Below are 22,772 nucleotides of genomic sequence, written 5' to 3'. Positions count from 1 at the left end.
CGCGGTCAGAGTCTGCATGTTTCGGTAATCGACAGCGTGCCCTCCAAAAGTCCGTGTCGGGTTAGCCGGCGCTCCCCAATAGTAAGACAGCGCGAATGGTCCGCCGAACGAGCTTTCTCTGTCATGCCGTATGTTTCCCAAGGGATGTCCCATCACAACGGGTGTTATCGACCCGAAAAATGGCAATAAAGGCACACTCATCCTTAGCGAGGCTCTATGGTTCGGGGATTTCCCCGGGCCGATAGTTGGGCAATCGGCTGGCGGGAAGGATCGAGACGAGAGCGAGGCCCGCCATGATGAGGAAGCCGATCTTAAGGGCAAGCAGGCGAGATTCTGTATTGATCCGTAATGCTTCTGCTTTCTGCTCTGGGCTAGCCGATGTCGCGTTAATGACACTTTCCAGCTGATCATTACTGACGAACGTGATGCTGTCGAGATTAACCTCCGTTTGAATCTCTATGGGCAAGGTCGGGTTCTGAGCCAGTTGCCGCATGACGGCGCTGCTGAGCAGGCCGACGAGAAGGGCTCCTGCGACGGCAGTACCGACAGCGGCTGCAAGGTTGTTGGTGGTTCCTCGCAAGGAACCAACGTCTCCGGCAAGTTCCTTTGGTGAAGCCGTCACCAGCACATTGAATAAAAGCGTGACAAGTGACCCTTGTCCGATGCCGAACAGGATCAGGCCAAAGAGGACCGGAACGGAACTCCAGTCGTTACGGACGACAAAGGCCAGCCAGATAAGCGCTACAGCACAGAGCCCGAAGCCGAAACGACCGATCTGCCGTGGCGTGAGTTTTCCATAGGTCCTCACGATCAGCATTGCAGCGAAGAAGACCGTCAGGTTGAACGGAAGCATGGCGACCGCAGTTGCAAGTGGCGAGCGTCCCTGGACGATCTGTATATAAAGCGGGACCGAGAAATTCAGCGCAGCCTCCAGCGCAACGACCGCAAACATCGCAAATACCGCGGCACGCTCCTGCGGTGAATCCAACACCTGCAGTGGCAGCAGGGGCGTCTTGTTGTGGGCTTCGCGGCGACGGGTCCAAAGAAAGAATGCCTGCCCCAATACGATACCGGCGACGACGAGGATCGGTGCAGGGGAGAGCCCCAGAACATTGAAAGGAGCCGTTGGACGTGCGAGCATGAGTCCCCAGCCGTTCAGATTGTTAAATCCGAAGCTGATTGAGATGATGGCTGCCGCAGCGAGCGCAACGCCGACCAGATCGATTTTCACATCTGGCCGCCCCCGATCTGGCTTCAACCGGAAGCTGAGAACTAGAACCAGCACAGATACAGCAATGAGGATACCGAAAACTGGGCGCCAGCCAATATAGGTTCCAAGAACGCCACCGATCAGGAAGGCCAGAACACCGGCACCAGCGCGCGCAGACCCGAGTGCGCCAAGAGCGGTTGCCTGTTGATTGCCTTGGTAATTCTCCGCTATCAGGGCAACGAGTGCAGGGACGATGACCGCACCTGCTGCACCACACAGCGCTTGCGCCATAATCATGACGGTTGCGTTGGGACTAAATGTCATCAGGATCTGTGCAAGGCCGAATATGATGACGGCCAGTCGGAAGACTTGCAAGGCACCAAAACGTTGCACAAGTTTGGCGCCCAACATCACGAAGCCTGCGACAATCATGGAATAGGCCACGATGCCTGTGGCAACGACTGTTGGCGCAACGTCGAAGCTTTCGACCATGCCACCCAATGCGACCGGTAGGGAGGCAACATTGAAAGACATGATGGCCTGGCCGAAGGCGATAGCGACCATTGGAATCCACGAAGTGCGTTCTTCGGAGTGTGAAGCGGGTGTAGAAACTGCCATTACCGATATCCCCTCTCGCCGTCAGCCAGATCAATCCATACAGTCCAGTCCTAGCTTGCCGGTGACGACATGAGCAGATCGAGCCCAAGCCGTTGCGACAAAAATTGCGCGGTCAGTTGTCCCCTGACGCTGTTTCCGGCGTCATCGAGCGGTGGGGCGAATGTCCCCAGACCGCCTTTACCGGGCGATACAGTGACAATACCGCCGCCGATGCCGCTTTTGCCAGGCAGTCCGATCTCGTAGAGCCAGTCTCCTGACGTTTCGTAAAGCCCGGCAGTGAGCATCACTGCGAGGGCATAGTGACAGACATCAGGTTTGACCACCTGCTCTTTTGTCAGCGGATTGACGCCCCCATGCGCCAGGGTGGCACCCATAACTGCGAGGTCTCTGGCACTCACGTTCAATGAACATTGCCGGGTGTAGAGTTCCACCGCTTCGACGGGATTGCTGTAGAGACGACCGGTGCTCTCCAGCATCCAGGCAATGCTCCGGTTGCGGAAATTCGTTTCCGAAGCCGAAACATAGACCTCTTCATTGACGGAAAGATTGCGCCCCGCAAAGCGAGACAGGCCTTGTTGAATGAAATGCCACTTCTCGGCTTCGGTCTTGCCCGGTACCAGACTTGTCGTTGCAATGGCGCCGGCATTGACCATTGGATTGGTGCGCCCATCCTTGTCGCGCTCGATACCTGCAAGCGAATTGAAAGCATGGCCTGTCGCATTTACGCCCAACCGCTCACGGGCACCCGTTGCGCCGATCAGATCACAGATGAGCGCAAAGATGAATGGTTTGGAGACGCTCATAATGGTGAATTCATGATCGGCATCTCCCACGGCGAACAGTTGACCGTCGATACCGGCCACACATATGCCGAACAGGCGCTCGGGCACCCTTGCCAGAGCCGGGTATACTTGTGAGTTCTTGCCGAGTCCGACGCTGCCGAACCGCTCATGCGCCTCAGTCACGAGTGTTTTGACGCGATCAGCAGGCGGTAATCTGCCTGTAGAGATGAATGTTGCATCGGGGTCGACAAGGGGATTTAGCAATTCCATGCAATTCCCTTTCATAATGCTTCACGGTTATACATCAAGAAGATCCGAACGACATGATCTGAGCATAAGTTCATCTGTCTTACAACCGAAATTCCTTAGTCTTATCTTTCAACTCAACCAAACGTAGCCGCATATTTTATGACTTGCCGGAAATTTGACTGTAATACTGGCGCGGACATGGCAAGCGAATATGATCGGCGCGCGTAGATCCCTCGCTCTGGCCAGACTGTGACACCTTAAGCTTGCGACAGAAATTCAATCAGGGAATTAGAGCCGCAAGGCGCGAATAGGAAAGTGACGCCTGTCGTACGTGCTGACCTACGCTTCCCGACAAATTTTTGTCTTTTGCTTGCGCGTGCGTCTTTATCCGGTGAGAACGGCAGCTGACGACACCTCGAAACTCATAGGTGCAGCTGGTTCGCCTCGCTGGTCTTTCTCTCAGCAGACAGATCACCAAGCCGGACCGGGTCCGGCGCCGACGATAGAAACGGCTCGATCAACCCACGAACCAGTGCTATCACGTCATTATGGACAGCAGCTACCACATCCATACGGACGGTTCCTTTGACGTTGCTTCGCACTCGGGGGGCTGGGCATTCATTGTCTACGAGGGCAATTGTCAGCGATATGCTGCGTCTGGCAGTGCACCGGGCATATCCAACAACAGTTTCGAAGTTCTTGCCGTGCTGAATGCGATGAACTGGATCGCCACCGCCATGCCGACTTGCGCGGTCACGCTTTGGACCGACTCCGCCTATGTCATGGAGGGCTGCCATCGCTGGAGAGCGATCTGGCGAAACAATGGCTGGAAGCGGCTTACGGCAAAACGTCACCTCCGGCGGCGCACCATTCCTGACATGGAGATCTGGCGGAAACTCGATCACCTTCTAGAACGCTACCCGCATGTGGCCATGACATGGTGCAAGGGCCACGCTGGTGTGATCGGCAACGAACTGGCTGACAGGCAGGCACGCAATGCGGCTCAAACGGCTTTTGCTACACGGCTGAATAATCCAGCGTCCGATGACGGCGTCGTTGCATAGCGTGATCTGGCGCCGGAGATGGCCCGCTCGCCGTTGTTGCTCATCGAAAGGATGCGAGCGAAGCACCATCTCTTCTTAATGTAGAACGATAAACCCTGCATTCGTTGGGTTTTATGCCTCAAAGACGACTCATAATTTATCCTTGTGATACCTGTGTGGACAATCGATCTTCCTGCTCGTTCCGTGGGGGTGCCGGTATTCTTCGCGCGAACACACAACAGCGAGCTTATCCTGCTGACCATTTTTGTTCATGACATGGACGGCAAATCTTTGATGGGTTATTTGGAGTAGAAAACGGAGATTGTGGGCGAGGTTTGGCGATAGGCTCGGCAGAGCGATGCTTTCTTGGAGTTGGCAACTGCAAAAGGTCCTTCAAACCATCTCGTTTGTTAATCTTCAACCTCTTAATTACGGCCATCGTTCCAGAGCGTCTCTGCGGCGGCGCAACCGTGATGAGATCGTTTAGGCTTGCCTTGACATCGAAAGCCGCGGTCGGGGCTGGAGCAAATTTAGCGCGTCCCTCGGCCGGTTTTTGTTGCAAGCTGTTGGTCAATGGATGACAGATATTATCTGGGCTTTCAATTTGAGCCTGCGCAATCTGAAGGAAATGATGGCGGAATGTGGCATTGATCTCGATCATTCAACCGTCCACAGCTGGGTCATCTGCTTCAGTGCAAAACTGCTTGAACTGTTCAATCGGAAAAGCGTCAGGTAACACGCAAATGCAACCGCGATGAGACGTACATCAAGGTCAAAGGCGAGCGGCTGTACATATAGCGTGCGATGGTAGGCCAGTGTGCATCAGCATCGATGGAAACGAGACCAATAGGATTACTGTTTTACAATGTGATGCAGAGAACCGGCTTAGACAGATCGGCAGACCTATTGTCATTCGCTCCAGCAAATACATGAACAACATGATTGAGCAGGATCGCCGTCGCATAACACGACCCACACGCTTCGTGCTTGGTTTCAAGTCAGAAACGGCAGCCGGTATCACGCTCGCCGGTATAGAACGCGTTCACAGGATGTGTAAACAAAAAGGCATCGCTTCAGCGCAAATGCACTCTCTACCAAACAACACTCCAAAGCACTCGCTGCACAATTGCGCCCAGAGAGAACCCATCCTCCGTTCAACTCATATCTTCGCAACACAATCCAGTAGAGTCGATGTTTCTTCCTTGTATATGTTTGGACAATATCGCGACTATATTAATCTCAATGGAAATATCCGCGAGTCGTTCTCTGGCGGCTTTTCGGAAAATCGTTAAGCCAAATCAGTTTCTGAAAAATCATTGCCTTTATATAGAAGCGGCAGTCGGTATGCTTTGGCCGCAGCGTAGGCAAAACAGTCACCAAAGTTCAGCTTAGCTTTATGGCCGGCCACTTTTCCATAGTGTATTGCAGCCTCGGTTGCGAGGTTGCCGACTTTCGCATCGATGGAAATGTCTTTGGCATCCAGCACGTCAATTATCTCGTCAACGATAGCTTTCGCTTCCGCTATGATAGCCGACCGGTCAACCTTACCTTTGGCGGCCTCTATTGAGATACGTGCAATCGCCATCGTAGCCTCAAAACGAACAAGGGGAGAGACATACAGGCCCTTCTTCTCCTCATTTAGCCGCTTCTCGATTTCCTGATACCCCGGCTCTTCATTTAGAATAGCAACAATGATGGAGGCATCTACAAAACTCAATCCTCTTCCTCCCACAACTCATCCATCTGTTGCTTATGGTTCACGTCAGGAACAGCTGTACCCAGAACCCGCCTTTTTTTCGCACGGATCGCTGCTAGCTTGTCTCGCAAGGGCGTCTGGTGGCTGAGACGATCAGCTTCATGCTGTAGTGCCATGCGGATTGCACCGACTTTTGTTCGGACGCCACTTTGTTTCATTATTTGATCCAGCAACGCATCGACGGTAGGATCATTGATATTGAAGGGCATTTTTGTACATCCTTTCTTGTACAAGAGTTGACACATTTATGTGCATAACGCAAGCTTTTTATGCCGCCCTTCCACCTCTAGGTTTTGTTGCAAGCTTTTGGTCAGTGGATGATCTGATATTATCTTGGCTTAAAATTGGGCCTGCGCAATCTGATGGAAATGATGGCGGAACCTGGCATTTTGGTGATTGGGAAAAGGTCGCGAAATGAAAATGGGATCGGAATGCGAACCGCAGTCAAACAGGGGCTGGCGTTCTTCAGTCGCGCAGAACGAAATGGATCATCAGAAAGAGGATGATGAACCCGATGAAAGTGGCGGCGAGAACAATTGAGATGATACTGGCCAGATCCATTGCGCTTCCCGTCCCTTAACCTGCTGTTTCAGGATCTGCTGGCAACCAGATGTCCTGTCGGTGAGGCCGTAGACTTGCTGGCTGGCGATAGCCGGTCCGGCTCCGGTTGCGCGAAACGCGGCGTCGGAACGCCCTTCTATCCAATCGAACAGGGTTATGACTGTAGTTATGAATGGCTTTGCCATCGCAGGCAAGCTCATTGCCTTCTCAAGGGGCGGTGCGTCGGGAAAGGCCCTTTCTGCGCGTTGTGCTTTGACTGGACATGCGGAGGATCTGCGTGATGTCATCGGCAATTGTTTGACAAGCTGCATAAGGCAGCAACAGGCTGAGTCCGTCCGCATGCGCGACGAATGGCGGCGCATGAAAACTTGGCTGGCGATCAACAGTCGATGGAAGCCGATAGATGAGGGGAGAACCTGGGCAAAGGGTTCTTCAAATTGCCGCCATCGTGCTTTGGCGTGATGGAAATGGGCGAAACGTCATCAGGATCAGCACGGCCGCCACCCCCATGCCCGATGAGCCAATATACATCAGGACATAGGAATCGAAGCGATCATAGACCAACCCACCCAGAAGGGGTCCTGTCGACATGCCAAGGCTGCCAGCCATGGCTGTACCTCCAATGATGGTACCCATCATTTTCATCGGAAAATTTTCTCTTATGATCACGGCGTAAAGTGGCATTGTACCGGCATAGATGAAACCCACCAATGCAGCGAGCGCGTAGAAGGGTGCAAGTGTTGAGATAAAAACATAGGCAAGCACGCCAAAGGCCTGAGCGAGAAGCCCCATTACCAATACCCGCTGGGCGCCGAACCGGTCGCCGGCGAGCCCGAAACCGATACGGCCAAACATGCCGGCCAGTCCTTCAACGCTATAGATCGAGACCGCTGAAATCATCGGGATGCCGCAGGTCACGGCATAGCTCACCGTGTGAAAGATTGGGCCGGAATGCGTTGCACAGCAAAAGAAATTTGTCAACATCAGTGTGAAGAATTGTGGCGATCGGACTGCCTGTTGCACTGACATATCCGCCTGGAGCGCATCGGCCAGCATTTCGTTTGAACCTTTATGCATCGCTGGAGGGCTACGCACCAGGCAAGCTGCAGGTATCATCAGGCTGGCGGCAATGCCGGCAATAATCAACATTGCGCTGCGCCAATCGTGCAGTGTCACCAGCCACGCCGTCAAAGGTGCCATTGTCAACGGAGCCATGCCCATGCCGGCGGAAACCAACGAAACTGCCAGGCCGCGCCTGGTTTCGAACCAGCCGGTGACGCATGCCATCATTGGTGCGAAGACGGCGGCAGTCGCTGTCCCGACCAGCAGACCAAAAATCAGTTGGAATTCGCCAAGAGTTTCAGCCCGGCTGGCGCGTGCAAGGCTCAAAGCAAGCATCACCGAGCCTGCCAGCACGATCGGGCGGGGGCCGAACCGATCGGAGAGGCTTCCCCATACGATACTTGCCGCCGCCATCGCGAGAAAGCCGAACGTCATTGCCGAGGATATTCCGGTGATCGACCACCCCGTCTCCTGAGCGATGGGTCGCAGCAGAACGGGCAATGAGAACATGGCCCCGGCGGCGACACATCCCAGAAGGCCGCCTGCCGCGACGATCATCCAACGGTAGGAAATGCGCATGCTCTTCCCCGATAGGTATCTTCGGCATCCTTGGACGCTGGAGGAGAATTGCTCCCAGCAGGTGCGGTTAGCACTGCCTTCGGCACCTGCGCGCGTTTTCGGTGCTTGTTTGTGGATCAGCTCTGGGACGGCTTCCAGTCGGATGCTGGAATGGTATTCACCATCCAGGGAATGCCGAACCGATCAACAAGGGAGCCGAAGCCTGGTGACCAGAAGGTTTCGCCGAACGGCATTACCGCTTTGCCACCTTCAGAAAGCTGCTCGAACCAGCGCTGGGCTTCGGCTTTGTCCGACGTGTGCAACGTGACGTCAAAGCCGTTTTTTGGCTTGTCCACATTGCGAGCCCATTGCACATCCGTGTCTGCACCCATCAAGGCCTGGTCACCCACTTCGAGCCAGCAATGCATCAGCCATGTTTTGTATTTTTCATCGGTCAGCGGCATGTCCGGCGGGCCGTCGCCATAGGGTATCGCGGCCGTAATCTTTCCACCGAGAACTCTTGCATAGAATTCGAAGGCTTCACGGCACTGACCCTGAAAACTCAGGCTGGTGACGATCCTCATGATCTCTCTCCCATTAAAATTGACGTGTATATCCTGTCATCCGACCGGTCGGCCTGTCCGTCAGCAGGGTTTCCCTGACCCATGCAGCGTCGCAATGATTACGCTGCCTCGCCACTCCGCGGCCTGCGGCTATGAAAAGCGATTGGTATCTTGCTTATATAGATTGATATCAACCTAATTATTCAGCCATGTCAATTCGACATGCCAATGATACTGTCATTCCTTGTCACCAGAGCCTCGCACAATTCTGGCTTGGTCGCGGACCACTCGACCGATCGATCAGGAGCCACCGCCAGCCCCGAGAAGGCGTCCTCCATGTCACCAGCGCTATGATCGCCGGTGGTCGCGTGGCTCGCTGAATGACACGATAAAAAAGAAAGAATAAAAGTAAATTATCGTATAGAATTTCTAGAAATATCTGTCTTATTTTTAAATATTTTTCTCTATAATAAATGCCTCATTATAATATTTCGAAAATGTTATTTGACAACTTCCATCAAAAATATTACATGATGGGCATCGATATTTTCTTGAAGAGTTTTTGCTTATTGCACAGTTAGCATGGTGCGCTGAACGAACCCCCTTTTTAAAAATCGTATCTGTTTACGCCACGTAACCTCGTGTCGTTATTTATAATCTTTACGAAAGGGTTCATCATGAACACCGGAACAGTTAAGTGGTTCAATTCGACAAAAGGCTTTGGCTTCATTCAGCCTGACAATGGTGGTGCGGATGCGTTCGTTCACATCTCGGCCGTTGAACGCTCTGGCCTGTTTTCACTCACAGAAGGCCAGAAGCTGACTTACGATCTCGAACAGGATCGTAAGTCCGGTAAAATGTCGGCGTGTAATCTTCAGGCTGCATAAGGACGTTTTCCTCTATCTTTGACCACGGATGTACTGGCATTGATTTGAAGATTACGTCGAAAGGGTCGAGTGCACGCTCGGCCTTTTTTATTTGCTGCATCATAAAGGTGATCAAACGTTAACAGGGAGGTTTAATTGCATAGGCCATCAAATTATTCGGTCAGGAACTATCCCCCGTCAAAGAATGAGTCTATTCTTCACTTGGCCCAACCGGCACCCATTCGCTCTCTAGATATCAAGAAGCCATTTTCCAGCGAATGGTCTAAACTTTCTAACGTCTTGCAGCGTAGTGGCGGCGGTTGTTCGAGGAGCCGTGCGCGTTAGCAATACGAAAGGTGAAAACGGGAGATCAGAAAATTGATCAAACACCACACCACCAATGCGCTTTTCAAACCTGTACTCTCTCGGATGGAAGCGCAGAAAGCCGCGACCGATAAGACAGCCAAAGCGATCATGGTCCAAGAAAAATCCGTCTTGGATGCTAAAACGCAGCGTTTAAGGGCGGCAAGGATCGCGCGCGATCACAAAATTTAAGAGCGGGCTTCATTCCATATGCCGCTTCGCGTCTGCAATCAGGTGATCGATCACCCGCTTCATGTCAAAAGGAAGCTGCAGCGTGAATGCATTCCTCGCGAATAAAGGGGCCCATTGCTTACGAAAAGTCCTCTGAGCCCCGCCCATGTGAGAGGGGAGCGACAATTCATCGAGTAACCAGGGATGCTCCAAAGAATGTGCCGCTCGTCAGCTTATCACCGCAGACAATCAGGATGCGAGCATTCACAAGGCAATTGCGAAGGCTCAGCCTGAAACGGGTGCGATAAACTGTGCTGCTCATCCGCTGAACTTGGTTCGTCTGGGTCTGCTCATGTCGACGCAAAGCGTTCAATCGGCTTGAAGTTGATTTTTCCAATCCGATCAGCAAGAACGCTTTGTTGCGGTCACCCAACCCCTGCATCGGATCAGCCGTTGCGATCGCTGCTGCTGCGCCAAATGGGGCGGTTCAAGAGGACCATGTCTTGAGTATTTTGCGCAATGTTGAGAGGCTCTGATAGCCGGCTTCCGTTCCTGCCACAGCGAGTGGGATCCCCTCTGCTAAGCGACGCATGACATGCGAGACCCGCAGTCGCTGTCGCCATTCGATGAAACTCATGCCTGTTTCCGATCGAAATTTGCGCGTCATTGTCCGACGGCTCATACCGACCTTATCAGCCCAGTCATCGATGGTGAGTTTATTGCCTGGATTATCGAGCAGATCCCGGCAGAGTCTGCGCAGCTGCTTTTCGGACGGGAGCGGAACGGTATAGGGCTGTGGATCTGCATTGCGAATTTCATCAAGAATGAGCGCCGCAAGATGGTGTCCTCTGCCGCTTTCATCATAGAGCACCGGTTCATTGGCGAGCGCCTCTATGCTTGCATCAAGCAGCGCTGAAACTTTCACAATCCTTGTCGGCCCCCAGAAGCCCCGCAAGACGCTTTCCTCCAGATAGACAGAATGCATTCTGCATTCTCCGAAGGTTTGAACCGCATGCGGCAGGTCAGGGGCAATGAGTATTGCGTAGCCGCCGGGTAGCATGAACGCGCCTTCTTCGGTCATCGCGGTCATATAGCCGCTGTTTCCCACCAGAAACTGCCCGCGTCGATGACTATGCCAGCCGAAATTTGTAGTCGTTTTGTATTCACGCCGCATCACAGCCAGCGGTCGGTCGATGTTCTGATAGTCGATGGCATGCTTCGGTCGCATTCTAACTTCCAATTGGCCCAATTTGACTAAAAAAGTCATATTTGACGGAAATTGCAGAATTTTGACCCGATTGCAACCGAGTTTGGCCTGACTCAACAGCTGATGATGAATATATTCTGGCGCGCAACGCATGGATATGCGTGTGTAATTTAGAATTATTCTGAATTCTACAATTGCGCAACCTCAAAGATGACAGTCAAAGCCTGCGGTCGTTATCGTCAGCGGGACATAAATCGTTCGCTTGATGAACGACCAGGAGAGCCGAATTGAAGACGAGTGGCGTCGCTGCCTGCGAACGAAATCCAAATCACAAAACAGATCGTTTCTCTTTGCAGGCGTTACTCAAGGCGATGTTGCTGTCGGGTGTGGCTGCACTTGTGCTGTCCAAGCCGGCGATGGCTCAGGAAGCGGGTGCTATTCAACTCAATACTATTGAGGTTCAGACAAGCGGAGGCACCGGGCCGCGCATCCCGGTGAAGGGATATATTTCTGACTACAGCCGCGCCGCCACCAAAAGTGACATGGCTCTTCGTGAAGTCCCGCAATCAGTCTCCGTTGTAACCCGCGATAATATGAATGACAGAGCTGTTCAGTCGGTGAGTGAAGCGATGCTTTACAGCGCAAATGTGAACGCTCAGCGTTACGGTGCAGACGTTCGATCTGATTATTTTACCGTCCGCGGTTTTCCTGCGGATCTTTATCTCGACGGTTTGCGCATTCCCCAGATTGCAAGCCAGTCGGGTGGTTACTCCGGCTTTGTCGTCGAACCCTATTCGCTTGAAAGCGTGGAAATCCTGCGCGGGCCAAGTTCGGCCTTGTTTGGACAGAGTAACGTTGGCGGCATCGTCAATATGGTCAGCAAACAGCCGCAGGCTGAAGCCGCGCATCAGGTCTATCTGCGTGGTGGCAGCTTCGCGCGCAAAGAATTGGGTTTCGACACCACCGGGTCGATCAATAATGATCCGCGACTGACCTATCGGCTCAATGGCATGTTCCGTGACAGCGATACTTCCTATGATTTCGGAAAGAACAATCGTTTTGCGATCAATCCAAGCATCGCATGGCGTCCGGATGCGGAGACGAGCCTGATCGTATCGGGCGGCTATCTCAAAGATGATATGGGACAGGCCGGTGTTATCATTCCGGCTTATGGCAGTGTTCTTCCGACCCCGTCAGGGCAAAACATTGCCCGTGATTTTTCCGATGGAGACCCACGCAGCGCCGTCTACAAAAAGGAAATCGGCTACGTCGGATATGCATTTGAACATCGCTTCAATGATACCTTCACGCTGCGTCAGAATTTCCGCTACTCGCACATGAAAACCGACTACCGCAACCTGTTCACCGGCGTCCTGCCATCGAGTGGCTGGGACGGTCATACCATTCCGCGCACCAATTACCTCGCTCAGCCGGAACTGGATGCAATTGCGTTTGACACGCAACTGGAATCCCGTTTCGAGACCGGCCCATTGTCTCATACCTTGCTGTTTGGTGTTGATCAGCAGTGGCAGCGGTTGGACAATCACACAGCGTCTGCGAGTGGTCCTTCTCAAGACCTGTTCAACCCGACCTACGACAAATCCATAGCCAGGCTTTCGCCCACGACACGTCTGTTGCAAAAGCAGTATCAGACCGGAATCTATGTGCAGGATCAAATCGAGGCGGGAAAACTTCGCGTTACGCTCGGTGGACGCAAGGATTTTGCCCGCATCGATTCCGAGCAGACGACCCTGTCTACGGGCCGCAGCGTGGATTATGATCAGAATCCCGATAAATTCACCGGGCGGGTCGGGGTAGCTTATATTTTCGATTCAGGTTTTGTCCCCTACGCGCTCTATTCGACGTCGTTCCTGCCGACGCTTACCCTTGCCGACACGCCGTTGAAGCCGACAACCGGTACCTTGAAGGAGGTCGGTCTGAAATACGCGCCGGAAGGCGAGGACTATTCGCTAACACTCTCGGCATTTGAGGCTGAACAGCAAAATGTCGTCAATCGTATCTCCGGCATTTACTATCAAACCGATGAAGTGCGTGTTCGCGGGGTTGAACTGGAAGCAACGGCACGCTTGTGGGACCGGTTGAACCTCACGGGTGGACTGAGCTTCCAGGATCCGGAAGTCAGCGAAAGCCAGAATCCGGCTCAGATCGGCAAACTGCCTTATACGGTTCCGAAGAACCAGCAGTCACTTTTCGTCAGCTATGACATGCCTTTGCCAAACAGCATCGATGGCACGCTCATTGTTGGCGGCGGGGTGCGTCGTATTGGCAAGACGGCGGGTGACACGCTCAATACATTCTACGTGCCATCCTATACACTGCTTGACGCGTTCCTGCGTTACGATCTTGGTAACTATCGCTTGCAGGTCAACGCCTATAATCTTGGCGACAAGAAATATGTGGCAGGGTGCAATTCCACAAGCCAGTGCTATTTTGGCCAAGGCCGATCCGTTGTGGCAACGACGAGCGTTCGATGGTAGCAGGCTTATCCCGTCGCGGGTTTCTGGTTGGAGCGGCTTTGACCGCGCTTCCGCGCATAGGTGCCGCCGACGTGCCTCGCAAAATCGTGACCCTCGAATGGGCCGAAACCGAAATGGTTCTCTCACTGGGGCTTGTTCCTGCGGGCGTGGCTGATCTGGGTGGCTACAGGCGATGGGTTGGGATCGACAATGAAGCGCTGGTTGGCGCCCTTGACGTGGGGGGCCGCCAGCAACCAAGCCTTGAAGCGCTGATGCGCATCAAACCGGACCTGATCGTGACCTCTGCCTTGCGCCATGCGACGATTGCGGCCCGGTTGAAAGCAATCGCTCCGACGCTTCTCCTGGATGCAGGCACCAATGCTCCGGATTTCTATGAGGCCACAAAACGCGATCTTTCAACTGTTGCAAAAGCCATCGATCGCGCGGGAATCGGGGAGGCAGAATGGCAGTCATTTGAGGAGCGACTGATTGCTGTTGGAAAAAACAACCGCGATTCCGTCAAGCTGATTGTTGCACAGCCGTTGCCTGGGGTTGCCCGGTTGCGCGTTTTCACGTCGAATTCTCTGATCATGAGGACGCTTCTGCAAGCCGGGTTCGCGCTTGGTGCCGAGTTTGGCACTCAGCCCTTTGGCTTTACAACGATTGGGCTTGAAGAGCTGGCAAGCGTGAGCGTCGATACAAAACTGCTGATGCTCGGTGACGCTGTGCCCGATGAGCTGAGCCAAAGCGCCATCTGGTCTGTTCTGCCGATGGTTGCCGCCAAACAGGTCTATGCGATCGGTGGTGATATCTGGCCATTCGGATCTACCAGGTCAATGGCGCGGCTGGTTGAGAAAACGACCAGCGCGCTCGCAGTCTGAATGGAAATCGTGCGATGAGTGCGGTACCCTAGCGGGATTGCTTGCGCATCAAGACAATAAACAATGGGGTCCCGATGAAGGCGGTCACTATGCCTGCCGGGATTTCATGAGGCGCAATGATGGAACGTCCGATCATGTCCGCCAAAACAGTCAGGAACGCGCCGATCAGTGCCGTGACGGGCAGGAGATGCCGATAGCGTGCGCCGCAGCATAGACGCGCCGCATGCGGTGCAATCAATCCCACAAAGCCGATGGCGCCGACCGCAGCCACCGCGCCTGCAACACAGAAGGCGGCGAGCACCATCGCCCATATCCTGGTTGAGGCGGGATCAACCCCTAGCGATTGAGCCCCGTCATGACCGAGCGCGAGTATATCAAGCCGCTTTGCAAGCGCCAATGTCAGCAGCGGCAGGATTAGCCAGGGCGAAAGCGCTTCAACATCCTGCCAACTGCGCGCATGGGTCGATCCCGCAAGCCAGGAAAGAGCTTCCGCAACCTGCAGCTTGGCCTCAATCACCACAAGGGTGCTTAAGGCTGACAGGCTGGCTGCAATCGCCAGTCCGGTCAAGGCGATGCTCGCTGGCGATAAACGACGCCCGACTACCGCTATCAAGACAACGACGCTACCTGCACCCAGGGCGGCGAACAAGGCAAAGAGGGGGCTTCCCGGAACAAAGCCTATCAGGAGTGCAAGCAGACTTGCCAGCGCGGCCCCTTGCGCAAGCCCAAGCGTTTCTGGCCCTGATAACGGGTTTCTGGTCACGGCCTGAAGCAACAATCCTGCCACGGCCAATAATGCGCCAGCGCCCATCGCGATCAAAACCCGAGGCATGCGCAGCGTATAGGCGATACTCCAATCGATTTGTCTGCCCAATATGCCGTCGCCCAATGTGAGCCCTGCGAAGACTGCTGCGGACAGGACCAGCAAGAGGCAGCCATAAAGCATGGGCTTTCGAGCAAACAGCACGGTGGCGAGCAAAACATTGGCGCGACTGCCTGCCTCCGTTTTCACCTTGCGAAGTATCATGATCAGAACGGGCGCAGCCAGACACGCCGCGAGAATCCCGGTTGGAACGACCCTGCCTTCCTTGCTCAACCCTTGCGCAATAACGTCGGCGCCCAACAAGGCGACCGCACCCCAAATACATGCAGCTGGCAACAGGATACGATGTTTGATTAAACCAACTGCCCGCAAGAAATTCGGTACGGCGAGGCCGATAAAGCCAATCGGTCCGGCGATGGAGACAGCTGCTCCAGCCAGGATGACGGACAGCAAAAGCCCAATGATGGCTGTGGCTTTTCCCAGGCCGAGGCTTGAGGCAATATCATTGCCCAAATTCATGACATCAAATTGTCTGCCAAACATGATCAGCAGTATAATTCCGGCGAAAACCAGTGGAACGAGCGATAGGATTTTGTTCCAGCCGGTCTGATCCAGAATGCCCGAAGACCAGAGAATAATTCCGGATGCACGATCGTCTGCGGTTAGAATGATTGCTGCGGTCAGTGCTGAAAACGCCAGGCTGACCGCAACCCCCGCCAGTGCCAGCCTGACGGGTTGCGCGCGCAATCCGCCCCCCACGGACAAGCAAACCATCCCACCGATCGCGCCGCCGAGAATGGTTGCTGCGAAACCAGGAAACGCAAAGGGCAACAACAGGCTCGATATGACGAGAGCGAGTTGTGCGCCGCTGGTCACTGCTAGAATATCAGGCGCGGCGAGTGGATTGCGCAGGATCGTCTGCATGATGGTACCGGCAGTTGCGAGGGCCGCTCCGACGAGGATGGCTGCAAACACCCGCGGGAGCCGGATCGTTTCGATGATGATCTGTGCAACCGATTGCGGCCTTGCGGGTGCCAGCAACAGATCCTTTATTGTGACCTGACCACTGCCGGCAATCAGGTCTGCAAAGGACAGAAGCACCAGCAACACGATTCCGAGGATGATCGGGATTAAAGCGAGCCCGAAAGCGCGCGATCGCATCGTGGTTGCAGCATTCATTTTCATTTTCTCACGGCCGATCGCGATGATGGACCCAGCGGGGAAGGCAGAAGGGGATCGGTAAATCCGGATGCTGGGTAATATCGATCTCGAAATCAAATGCCTGTTTGAGATGCGGCTTTGTGAAGACGGTTGCAGGCTCCCCTGTTGTCATCACATGGCCTTCGCGCATCAGGATCACATGATCTGCCAGTTCAATCACCTGGTTGAGATCGTGGAGGACGGCAACGATCGTCAGCGCGCGTTCCCGGTTCAGCTTTTTCAACAGCGATAACAGTTCAGACTGGTGTCTGATGTCGAGGAAATTCGTCGGTTCATCGAGAAAAAGTACAGTGGGATTCTGCGCAAGGGCGAGCGCAACCCAGGCCCGTTGCCGCTCACCACCAGACAGCGATGCCACATGCCTTTGACGCAAGTCTTGCAGACCAACCTGGGCAATTGCATCCTCAATAAATCGTTGATCTTCCGGTCCCAGTCTTGAGAACAAACGTCGATGCGGATGTCGACCATTTTCAACCAGTTCCTCTACGGTCAGCCCGGCCGGCACTTCGGGCATCTGTCCAAGAACAGCGATCTTGCGGGCCAGATCAATGCGCCGTAAACGGCTGATATCCGTTCCTTCGAAGAAGACGGTGCCTTGCGAGGGCGCTTGTAGTCGCGCCATACTCCGCAACAAGGTGCTTTTCCCTGAACCATTTGCGCCGCAGATCACGGTTATTTTTCCTGGCGCAATGGAGACGCTGACTGCGGCTAAAGCCGATGCATTGTCAAAGAGGACGGACAGATCGGTGACACGAATAATTGCATCTTCCATTCTCTCTGATCCTCTTAACGCTGCTTCTATTGCGGGTGGGAATAAGCAACATGGCGGCTCCAGGCAAGGGGGATAGCGGACTGAAGGGTTCTGTGACAGAAAATTCGTTTCGGTGGTGCGGTTTCTGTCCCCACTCAGCGAATTCGATTGCCGGATAGTTTGCCGGAAATCCTAGCCGTCCAATACCGGCTGCACGCTATGCAGGCCCAGCAACGGCTTCGAGAGCCGCCCATCAAATCCGGCGAGGAGGGATGATAGCCATGGCTCCCGCGAGACGCACGGAATTCCGCATTGAGGTCTTGCTCAGTCGGCCGGTTTGAGTTCGGCGAATTTGGCGGCCATCGTCGGATTGCCTCGCGTTAGACGCTTCACCGTCAGATCCTCCGCCTTGTCGTTTGCAAGACGAAGATTGTTTGCTGATTTGTGCAGCGCATCCTTGGTTTTTTCCAGGTCTGTGATGGCTTCATCGATCCGCCTGATCGCCTCTTCGAAGCCATCTGAGGCCAGCCGCCAGTTTCGCCCGAAAGCCGTTTTGAAATCGTCAAGCTGAGATTCAAAATGAGTGATGTCGACATGCTGCGCTTTCACCAGCGCCAGTTCAGTCTTGTATTTGAGAGCACTCATCGCCGCATTGCGCAAAAGCGTGATGATTGGCATGAAAAATTGTGGCCGGACCACATACATTTTTGGATAGCGGTGCGAGACGTCGACAATACCGGTATTGTAAAGTTCACTCTCGGGTTCAAGCAGTGAAACCAGCACCGCATATTCGCAGCCCTTGGTGGTGCGATCCTTGTCGAGCTCTTTGAAAAAATCCTCATTCCGCTTCTTGGTCGCCGTCTCATCATTCTCATTCTTCATCTCGAACATGATCGAAACGATTTCGGCACCGGTGTCGTCCATATCGCGGAAAACAAAGTCACCCTTGCTGCCGGTACGCGCATCATTGTCCTTTTCAAAATAGGCGCGGGGAAATGCGGTTGCCCGAATGCGGTCGAACTCTGTGGCACAATGTTGTTCGAGCGTTTCACCGATCATCTTTGTCGACAGCTTCAGTTTCATATCGCGCAAGCGCTCGATGGCGTCGTCGCGATCTCTGAGTTGTGTTTCATACTTGTCGCGGAGAGCTGTTTCGGCCAGTTGCTTTTCCAGCTCGACCCGAGCAAGACCATTCTTCAGCGCCTCGCGCTCCTTCTCAACCACACCGACCGCTTCGGTCACAGCAAGTTTCTGTGCAAGCTCACTTGCATCAAGCCTGGCTTTGAGGCTCTGGATTTCGGCATCCTTGGTTGACGCCGTCTTCTGCAGTTCGGCGACCAGCTTCGCCTCTGCGAGTTTGGAGGATGCGTCCTGATCGCGTCGGGCCTTCTCAAGGTCGTTGAGCAGGGCGTCGCGCTGCTTTTCCACAGCGCTCAATGCCTCGGCGATCGCCAATTTTCCTGAAACTTCGCCGGCTTCAAGCTTCGCCTGTAGATGCTGGATTTCAGAATCTTTGGCTGAGCTAACTTTCTGCAATTCCTGAGCGACCCTGGCCTGCGCAAGTTCAACGGCGTTGCGCTTGTCCTGTTCGGCCAGTTCCAGCCGCTCATGCAACTGCGTCTCGAAATCAGTGTCCCGGACCTGTTTTAGGATATCGGCATATCCTGCCTCATCAATCTTGAAAGCCTTGCTGCAATGGGGACAGATGATCTCATGCATGATTGTCTCTTATAATCTCTGGCTTGAAAGGTTTGAAACCGGGGAGCAGACGAAACGGACCGATGATCGTGGAAAGGATGCCGATCGTGTGGTCAAGCTATTTCCGATCGTAAACAATGGCAACAAAAGTCGATCCTGCAGCGCTGGCAGTGTTCCGCGTGCAAGGCCGTGGCATTCTCGCAAGGATCCGCTGAGGCAATTCCCTGACCGGCTGAGCGTCCCGGTTCAAGAAGCGACGGGTCCATCGACACCATCTGCTGCATGCAATGATGCACTGCAAAAAGCGACGCCCGCGATTGAAATCAAATCGCAGAAGGCATGCAGGAAAGGCCGTGCTGGAGAGCGTGGGAAAGTTCAACATCTAAAAATATCTATTCTATCAATAATCTGTTTCTAACATCGTCTTAAAGGGGCCAACCCGGAGCCTCCGATTGGCAACCAGGCATTACATGGCGCGCAACGGCATGCAAAGCATGCTCTGAGAAGCTGGCCGCATTCTGCATTTCCCTGCAACTTGGGTCTCAGTTTGGACAAAGTCGCGTTGCATCTTTGGCTGACAGCTTGAGAGCGCAAGGGGATGCAACCCCAACGAGGATCCCTGCCTTGTAGCAAGGGCGCTCCTGCAAGGTCAACTCCGCTGAAAATTGCCTGGATTGATAGCCGGTTTCACGGTGGCGGAAGCTCTAAAGCGCGGAACAAAGCGCTGCCATTCTCGTTTTAAAAGAGAAGGGAAAGCCAATGAACAGATTTTGGGATAAGCCGATTGAGGTCGCCGGAATCAATGGCGTGACCAATCAGATCAGGAGCGCCGAGGAAGCCGCCGCTTTCATTCTGGATCGATGGCCGGCCGAGATGACGGCCACGATGCTCAAGCCGCTTGAGAAACTGATCGCCGTCCTAGATGATGGGATCTGCCCAGAGGATGCGAGAGCGGAGTTTATGATCGCAATTCAGCACATTCACCGGTTTCACAGCTGATCTGCCGACGCCAGATGATCAAACTGGCTTGATTATCTGCGGTATATATCTTGCATAAGCCAAAAGCAAAAACCACGGGAAAGCCCGTGGTTTTTCAGTTTTCATCACTTCATCAACAGGGCAACTCGTCTGTTTTCCTCCAGCGCTCCTGTCACAAAGGCACGCGATTTGTCGTCATCCAACCCCTCAACTTGCTGTTGTAGGATAACAATATCATCGGAAATGCTGGATATAAGTGCTTGTTTCGCATCAGCGTCCAGCTGCGCAATGATCCTTCTGAGAACGTTGCGCAAACTATATAGCTGTCCCATTAAATGGGCGCAGCGCGCCTCTTCATTCGCCAATCTAGTTGTTCCGTTCTAGCAAGCCTTCCCGTGCACGCGATGATAATCACCGGAAGGGCAATTGGTTCCAGGACGGTCTTAATATCGCTTGACGATCAAGATTTTCCCGTGTCAGCGCGGAGTTTGAAGAGAGGGGCAGTCATAACCGCCTCAAGCCCGGTCGTCTCGTAACGCAGGTTGACATCCCCGGTACCAAGCAAGCCGGTTCGGATCAGCTTTGTGCCAAAGCCCTTTCGACTTGGTGCCGTGATCTGGGGTCCGCCGCTTTCTTTCCAGTAAAGGGTCAGCGTCTCGGTGCCGTCCAGTTTCACAATCTCCATCCTGATCTGCACGCGGCCACCTTCTTTTGAAAGTGCACCATATTTAATGGCATTGGTCGTCAATTCGTGAATGAGAAGCGATATCGATGCGACGCCCTTTGAGCCTATTGCAATCTCGGGGCCCTCAATATCCATTTTCTCGGCTACGCCCAGAGCAGAGGCAATACCGCCCATAAGTTGCGAGAGGGAGCTCTGCGAATTGTTCTGCAGGCGCAGGATCTCGTGTGCCTGGCTAAGGGCATGCAGCCTTTCGGTGAATTTGCTGCGCTGCTCGGTGTCGGCATCGACAAAAGTCTGATTGGCAATGGAATTGACGATGCTGAAGGTGTTCTTGATGCGGTGGGCGAGTTCCGAATTGAAGATCGAGGCGCGCTTTTCGGCCTCAACCTTTCCGGTGGTTTCGACAACCGTGTCGATCATCCCCCCGACATCACCACTTTCAAGCAGGATCGGGCTGTAGCAGAACGTGAAATAGCATTCTTCAGGATATCCGTAGCGATTGATCACCAGCGGAAAATCCTCGATGAAGGTTGCTTCGCCCTGATAGGCCTTCTCGACGATGGGCTGAATTTCGGGCCATGCCTCTGCCCAGATAGCCCTGAAAGACTTGCCCATGCAGTTTTCCTTGGCACCAAGGATAGGACGGAAAGCATCATTGAAAACTGTGATGAAATGCGGACCCCAGACAATTGCCTTGGGAAAATGCGATGCCAGCATCATCTGCACCGCTGTCTTCAGCGCGGCCGGCCATTGCGATGGTGCGCCCAGCGGGCTGCTGTCCCAATCAAAGCGGCGTATTTCATCCGCAGATTGTCCGTCTGCGTTCAAGAACGCATAATCATTGTTCATCAAGATCTCTTTCACATCTGGCAAGCAAGAGAACTGATGATCAGTTGCCGCTTTACGGATCTCTATATTAGGACATGCTTGACATGGAAAGCAATCTGCGGGGCGGCGCAATTCATGTAATCTCGCTAAGCCTATGAAGATAATCGGTTTTTTATTTGCCTCTGTCGCCATCTGCGTTAGATTGAGCAGAAGACAGTCCATTTCCTGATGCGAGGTTCCGCGATGAAATTGTTCATGTTCCAGATTGGTGGTGATTGTGGCGGTTCGAATGTCGAGCTGCACGACATACGCTTCTGTGTCGGAAAGACCGCCTCGGACTGCTATGATGATTTGCGGTCGCAATGGTGGGGCAATCCGAAAAGCCTGCATGTGGACTGCTGGGGAGAGATCCGCCATTTCGACGGTTACGACATCCAGATTGTGCCGCGGCGCAACAATTTGGATAACAACAAGCTATTCTTTATCAATCTGGGTGGATATGACCCCGCTGAATTTGGCGAGTTGCATCGTAACGTGTTGCTGGTTTGTCCCGACGCCAAAACCGCCAAGGCGCGCGCGCTGGCAGAAATTCAGCATTGGTCCCAGCCGCATAAGGATAAGGCCTTTGAAGTCGAGAAGGCTGTCAATATAAGCAAGACTGTTGAGGCGAGAGGTTATTCAATCGAACTCGTCCCCTCGCCCGCCGCTATTCCGTTTGATTTCGTCTGCAAATATCTGAAGATCGGCTGATGCATGCAGCCTGAAGCAGGACGGCCGACGAACATCGTCAACCATGGCGGCTGCTAATGGTGCTATAGCGCCATCGTCTTGAGTGGCTCCGGCTTCTTGCCATCCGGCAAAATTGTCTGCAGGTGATCATAAACCACATTTGCGCTGAAAGGTTTTCGCACAAAGACCGCACCTTTTGGCAGTTCGTCCCCTTCTGGCTGAACCATGCCGGAGGCAATGAGTATTCCGATATGAGGCCAGTCTTGAGAGCAGCGGCGGGCGAGGTCAAAACCGGTCAATTCGCTGGGCGGCATCTGGACATCGGTGAACAGCAATTGAAAACGGTCGGCGTCAGCTTCGAGCAATTCCAATGCTTCTTCAACATTGCTCGCCTCCTTGACCCGAAAGCCGGCCGTCTCCAGAATGTCGACAGCGTCCATGCGGATAATGACATCGTCATCGGCCACGAGCGCGTAGGGTGTTTTGTTGTTGGTCATTGAAATTCCTCACAATGGATTGCTGATAACAACACCCATGACGCGGAAACGATCCCTCGCTTTTTCATTATTCCAAAAAAATTGCCTTATGCGCGCAGGCAGCGAGGCGTGCCACGTATTGCAAACCCCATGGCGCTGGGCGCCGCACACTGCAACGCCATGCCTAAAAGCGGGTGATGGCCGGTTGCTCGGTCG

The 22,772-nt window shown here is 53.6% G+C and carries 21 protein-coding genes and 1 pseudogene; 8 read left to right on the top strand and 14 right to left on the bottom strand.

The genetic code is table 11. The annotated features are described in order from the left end of the window. Positions 1-214: 214 nt before the first annotated feature. Both RT142_RS11370 and glsA read right to left on the bottom strand, forming a co-directional pair. Positions 215-1,828 carry an MFS transporter gene (locus RT142_RS11370; protein ID WP_313028673.1) on the bottom strand — a complete coding sequence of 538 codons (1,614 nt, stop codon included), beginning with the start codon at positions 1,826-1,828 and terminating at the stop codon, positions 215-217. A gap of 50 nt (positions 1,829-1,878) precedes the next feature. Next, positions 1,879-2,880: a glutaminase A gene (gene glsA / locus RT142_RS11365; protein WP_007881426.1), complete on the bottom strand. Its 1,002-nt coding sequence runs from the start codon at positions 2,878-2,880 to the stop codon at positions 1,879-1,881. A gap of 527 nt (positions 2,881-3,407) precedes the next feature. Between glsA and RT142_RS11360 the strand changes: the two genes are divergently transcribed. Next, positions 3,408-3,923 carry a ribonuclease H gene (locus RT142_RS11360; RefSeq protein ID WP_007881424.1) on the top strand — a complete coding sequence of 172 codons (516 nt, stop codon included), beginning with the start codon at positions 3,408-3,410 and terminating at the stop codon, positions 3,921-3,923. Between the two features lie 226 nt (positions 3,924-4,149). Here RT142_RS11360 and RT142_RS11355 read toward each other — a convergent pair whose 3' ends face one another. After that, positions 4,150-4,563 carry a hypothetical protein gene (locus RT142_RS11355; RefSeq protein ID WP_313028718.1) on the bottom strand — a complete coding sequence of 138 codons (414 nt, stop codon included), beginning with the start codon at positions 4,561-4,563 and terminating at the stop codon, positions 4,150-4,152. On the opposite strand from RT142_RS11355, the pseudogene RT142_RS24380 reads away from it, so the two are divergent. Beyond that, positions 4,480-4,694, top strand: a pseudogene (locus tag RT142_RS24380) (transposase); the annotation flags it as partial. The gene RT142_RS11355 and the pseudogene RT142_RS24380 overlap by 84 nt on opposite strands. A 496-nt stretch (positions 4,695-5,190) precedes the next feature. Here RT142_RS24380 and RT142_RS11345 read toward each other — a convergent pair. The 4 genes from RT142_RS11345 to RT142_RS11330 all read right to left on the bottom strand — a co-directional run bounded on the left by RT142_RS11345 (position 5,191) and on the right by RT142_RS11330 (position 8,423). Further along, complete coding sequence (locus RT142_RS11345; protein ID WP_007881422.1) at positions 5,191-5,619, bottom strand: type II toxin-antitoxin system VapC family toxin; 429 nt, start codon at positions 5,617-5,619, stop codon at positions 5,191-5,193. Next, complete coding sequence (locus RT142_RS11340; RefSeq protein WP_007881421.1) at positions 5,616-5,867, bottom strand: type II toxin-antitoxin system VapB family antitoxin; 252 nt, start codon at positions 5,865-5,867, stop codon at positions 5,616-5,618. Before RT142_RS11340 ends, RT142_RS11345 begins: the two co-directional genes overlap by 4 nt. 784 nt (positions 5,868-6,651) lie before the next feature. Next, entirely contained in the window at positions 6,652-7,860 is a 1,209-nt protein-coding gene (locus tag RT142_RS11335) for an MFS transporter (protein WP_007881420.1), read from the bottom strand. A 116-nt stretch (positions 7,861-7,976) separates the two neighbouring features. After that, complete coding sequence (locus RT142_RS11330) at positions 7,977-8,423, bottom strand: VOC family protein (protein ID WP_313028669.1); 447 nt, start codon at positions 8,421-8,423, stop codon at positions 7,977-7,979. 656 nt (positions 8,424-9,079) lie between these two features. Here RT142_RS11330 and RT142_RS11325 point away from each other — a divergent pair. Together RT142_RS11325 and RT142_RS11320 are read left to right on the top strand one after the other, a co-directional pair. Then, complete coding sequence (locus tag RT142_RS11325) at positions 9,080-9,289, top strand: cold-shock protein (protein ID WP_007881418.1); 210 nt, start codon at positions 9,080-9,082, stop codon at positions 9,287-9,289. Between the two features lie 357 nt (positions 9,290-9,646). Continuing rightward, positions 9,647-9,823, top strand: a complete 177-nt coding sequence (locus tag RT142_RS11320) for a hypothetical protein (RefSeq protein WP_007881416.1) — start codon at positions 9,647-9,649, stop codon at positions 9,821-9,823. A gap of 466 nt (positions 9,824-10,289) precedes the next feature. Here the strand turns inward: RT142_RS11320 and RT142_RS11315 are convergent, their stop codons facing one another. Continuing rightward, positions 10,290-11,030, bottom strand: coding sequence for an AraC family transcriptional regulator (locus tag RT142_RS11315; protein ID WP_007881415.1), 741 nt, complete (start codon positions 11,028-11,030; stop codon positions 10,290-10,292). 350 nt (positions 11,031-11,380) lie between these two features. Here RT142_RS11315 and RT142_RS11310 point away from each other — a divergent pair, with 350 nt between their 5' ends. Then, a complete protein-coding gene (locus RT142_RS11310; protein WP_152425738.1) occupies positions 11,381-13,507 on the top strand; it encodes a TonB-dependent siderophore receptor in 2,127 nt (708 codons plus the stop codon). Further along, a complete protein-coding gene (locus RT142_RS11305) occupies positions 13,501-14,367 on the top strand; it encodes an iron-siderophore ABC transporter substrate-binding protein (protein ID WP_007881410.1) in 867 nt (288 codons plus the stop codon). The genes RT142_RS11310 and RT142_RS11305 overlap by 7 nt, the downstream gene beginning before the upstream one ends. A gap of 28 nt (positions 14,368-14,395) precedes the next feature. Here RT142_RS11305 and RT142_RS11300 read toward each other — a convergent pair whose 3' ends face one another. The 3 genes from RT142_RS11300 to RT142_RS11290 form a co-directional block, all read right to left on the bottom strand. Next, on the bottom strand, positions 14,396-16,369 hold the full coding sequence (locus RT142_RS11300) for an iron ABC transporter permease (protein ID WP_007881404.1): 1,974 nt from the start codon (positions 16,367-16,369) through the stop codon (positions 14,396-14,398). Between the two features lie 10 nt (positions 16,370-16,379). Further along, positions 16,380-17,183 (bottom strand): ABC transporter ATP-binding protein, encoded by an 804-nt coding sequence (locus tag RT142_RS11295; RefSeq protein WP_064323020.1) that lies wholly within the window; start codon positions 17,181-17,183, stop codon positions 16,380-16,382. Between the two features lie 303 nt (positions 17,184-17,486). After that, positions 17,487-18,881: a DUF2130 domain-containing protein gene (locus tag RT142_RS11290; protein WP_313028665.1), complete on the bottom strand. Its 1,395-nt coding sequence runs from the start codon at positions 18,879-18,881 to the stop codon at positions 17,487-17,489. A gap of 738 nt (positions 18,882-19,619) precedes the next feature. On the opposite strand from RT142_RS11290, the gene RT142_RS11285 reads away from it, so the two are divergent. Continuing rightward, the gene (locus RT142_RS11285) at positions 19,620-19,859 is read left to right on the top strand and encodes a DUF982 domain-containing protein (protein WP_083898701.1); all 240 of its coding nucleotides are present in this window, start codon (positions 19,620-19,622) and stop codon (positions 19,857-19,859) included. 104 nt (positions 19,860-19,963) lie between these two features. On the opposite strand, the gene RT142_RS11280 is transcribed toward RT142_RS11285, so the two are convergent. After that, positions 19,964-20,203, bottom strand: a complete 240-nt coding sequence (locus RT142_RS11280; protein ID WP_007881391.1) for a hypothetical protein — start codon at positions 20,201-20,203, stop codon at positions 19,964-19,966. A gap of 95 nt (positions 20,204-20,298) precedes the next feature. Continuing rightward, complete coding sequence (locus tag RT142_RS11275) at positions 20,299-21,372, bottom strand: PAS domain-containing sensor histidine kinase (protein ID WP_007881381.1); 1,074 nt, start codon at positions 21,370-21,372, stop codon at positions 20,299-20,301. Positions 21,373-21,594: 222 nt separating this feature from the next. Here RT142_RS11275 and RT142_RS11270 point away from each other — a divergent pair, with 222 nt between their 5' ends. Further along, positions 21,595-22,101: a DUF1543 domain-containing protein gene (locus RT142_RS11270; protein ID WP_039861214.1), complete on the top strand. Its 507-nt coding sequence runs from the start codon at positions 21,595-21,597 to the stop codon at positions 22,099-22,101. Between the two features lie 62 nt (positions 22,102-22,163). Here RT142_RS11270 and RT142_RS11265 read toward each other — a convergent pair whose 3' ends face one another. Then, entirely contained in the window at positions 22,164-22,577 is a 414-nt protein-coding gene (locus RT142_RS11265; protein WP_007881378.1) for a response regulator, read from the bottom strand. Between the last annotated feature and the right edge of the window lie 195 nt (positions 22,578-22,772).

Origin of the sequence: Brucella sp., assembly GCF_032066345.1 — a bacterium.
Lineage (GTDB): Bacteria > Pseudomonadota > Alphaproteobacteria > Rhizobiales > Rhizobiaceae > Brucella > Brucella pseudogrignonensis.
The sequence above is the reverse complement of the archived record's forward strand: the minus strand, read 5'-3'. Positions and strand labels throughout refer to the sequence as shown.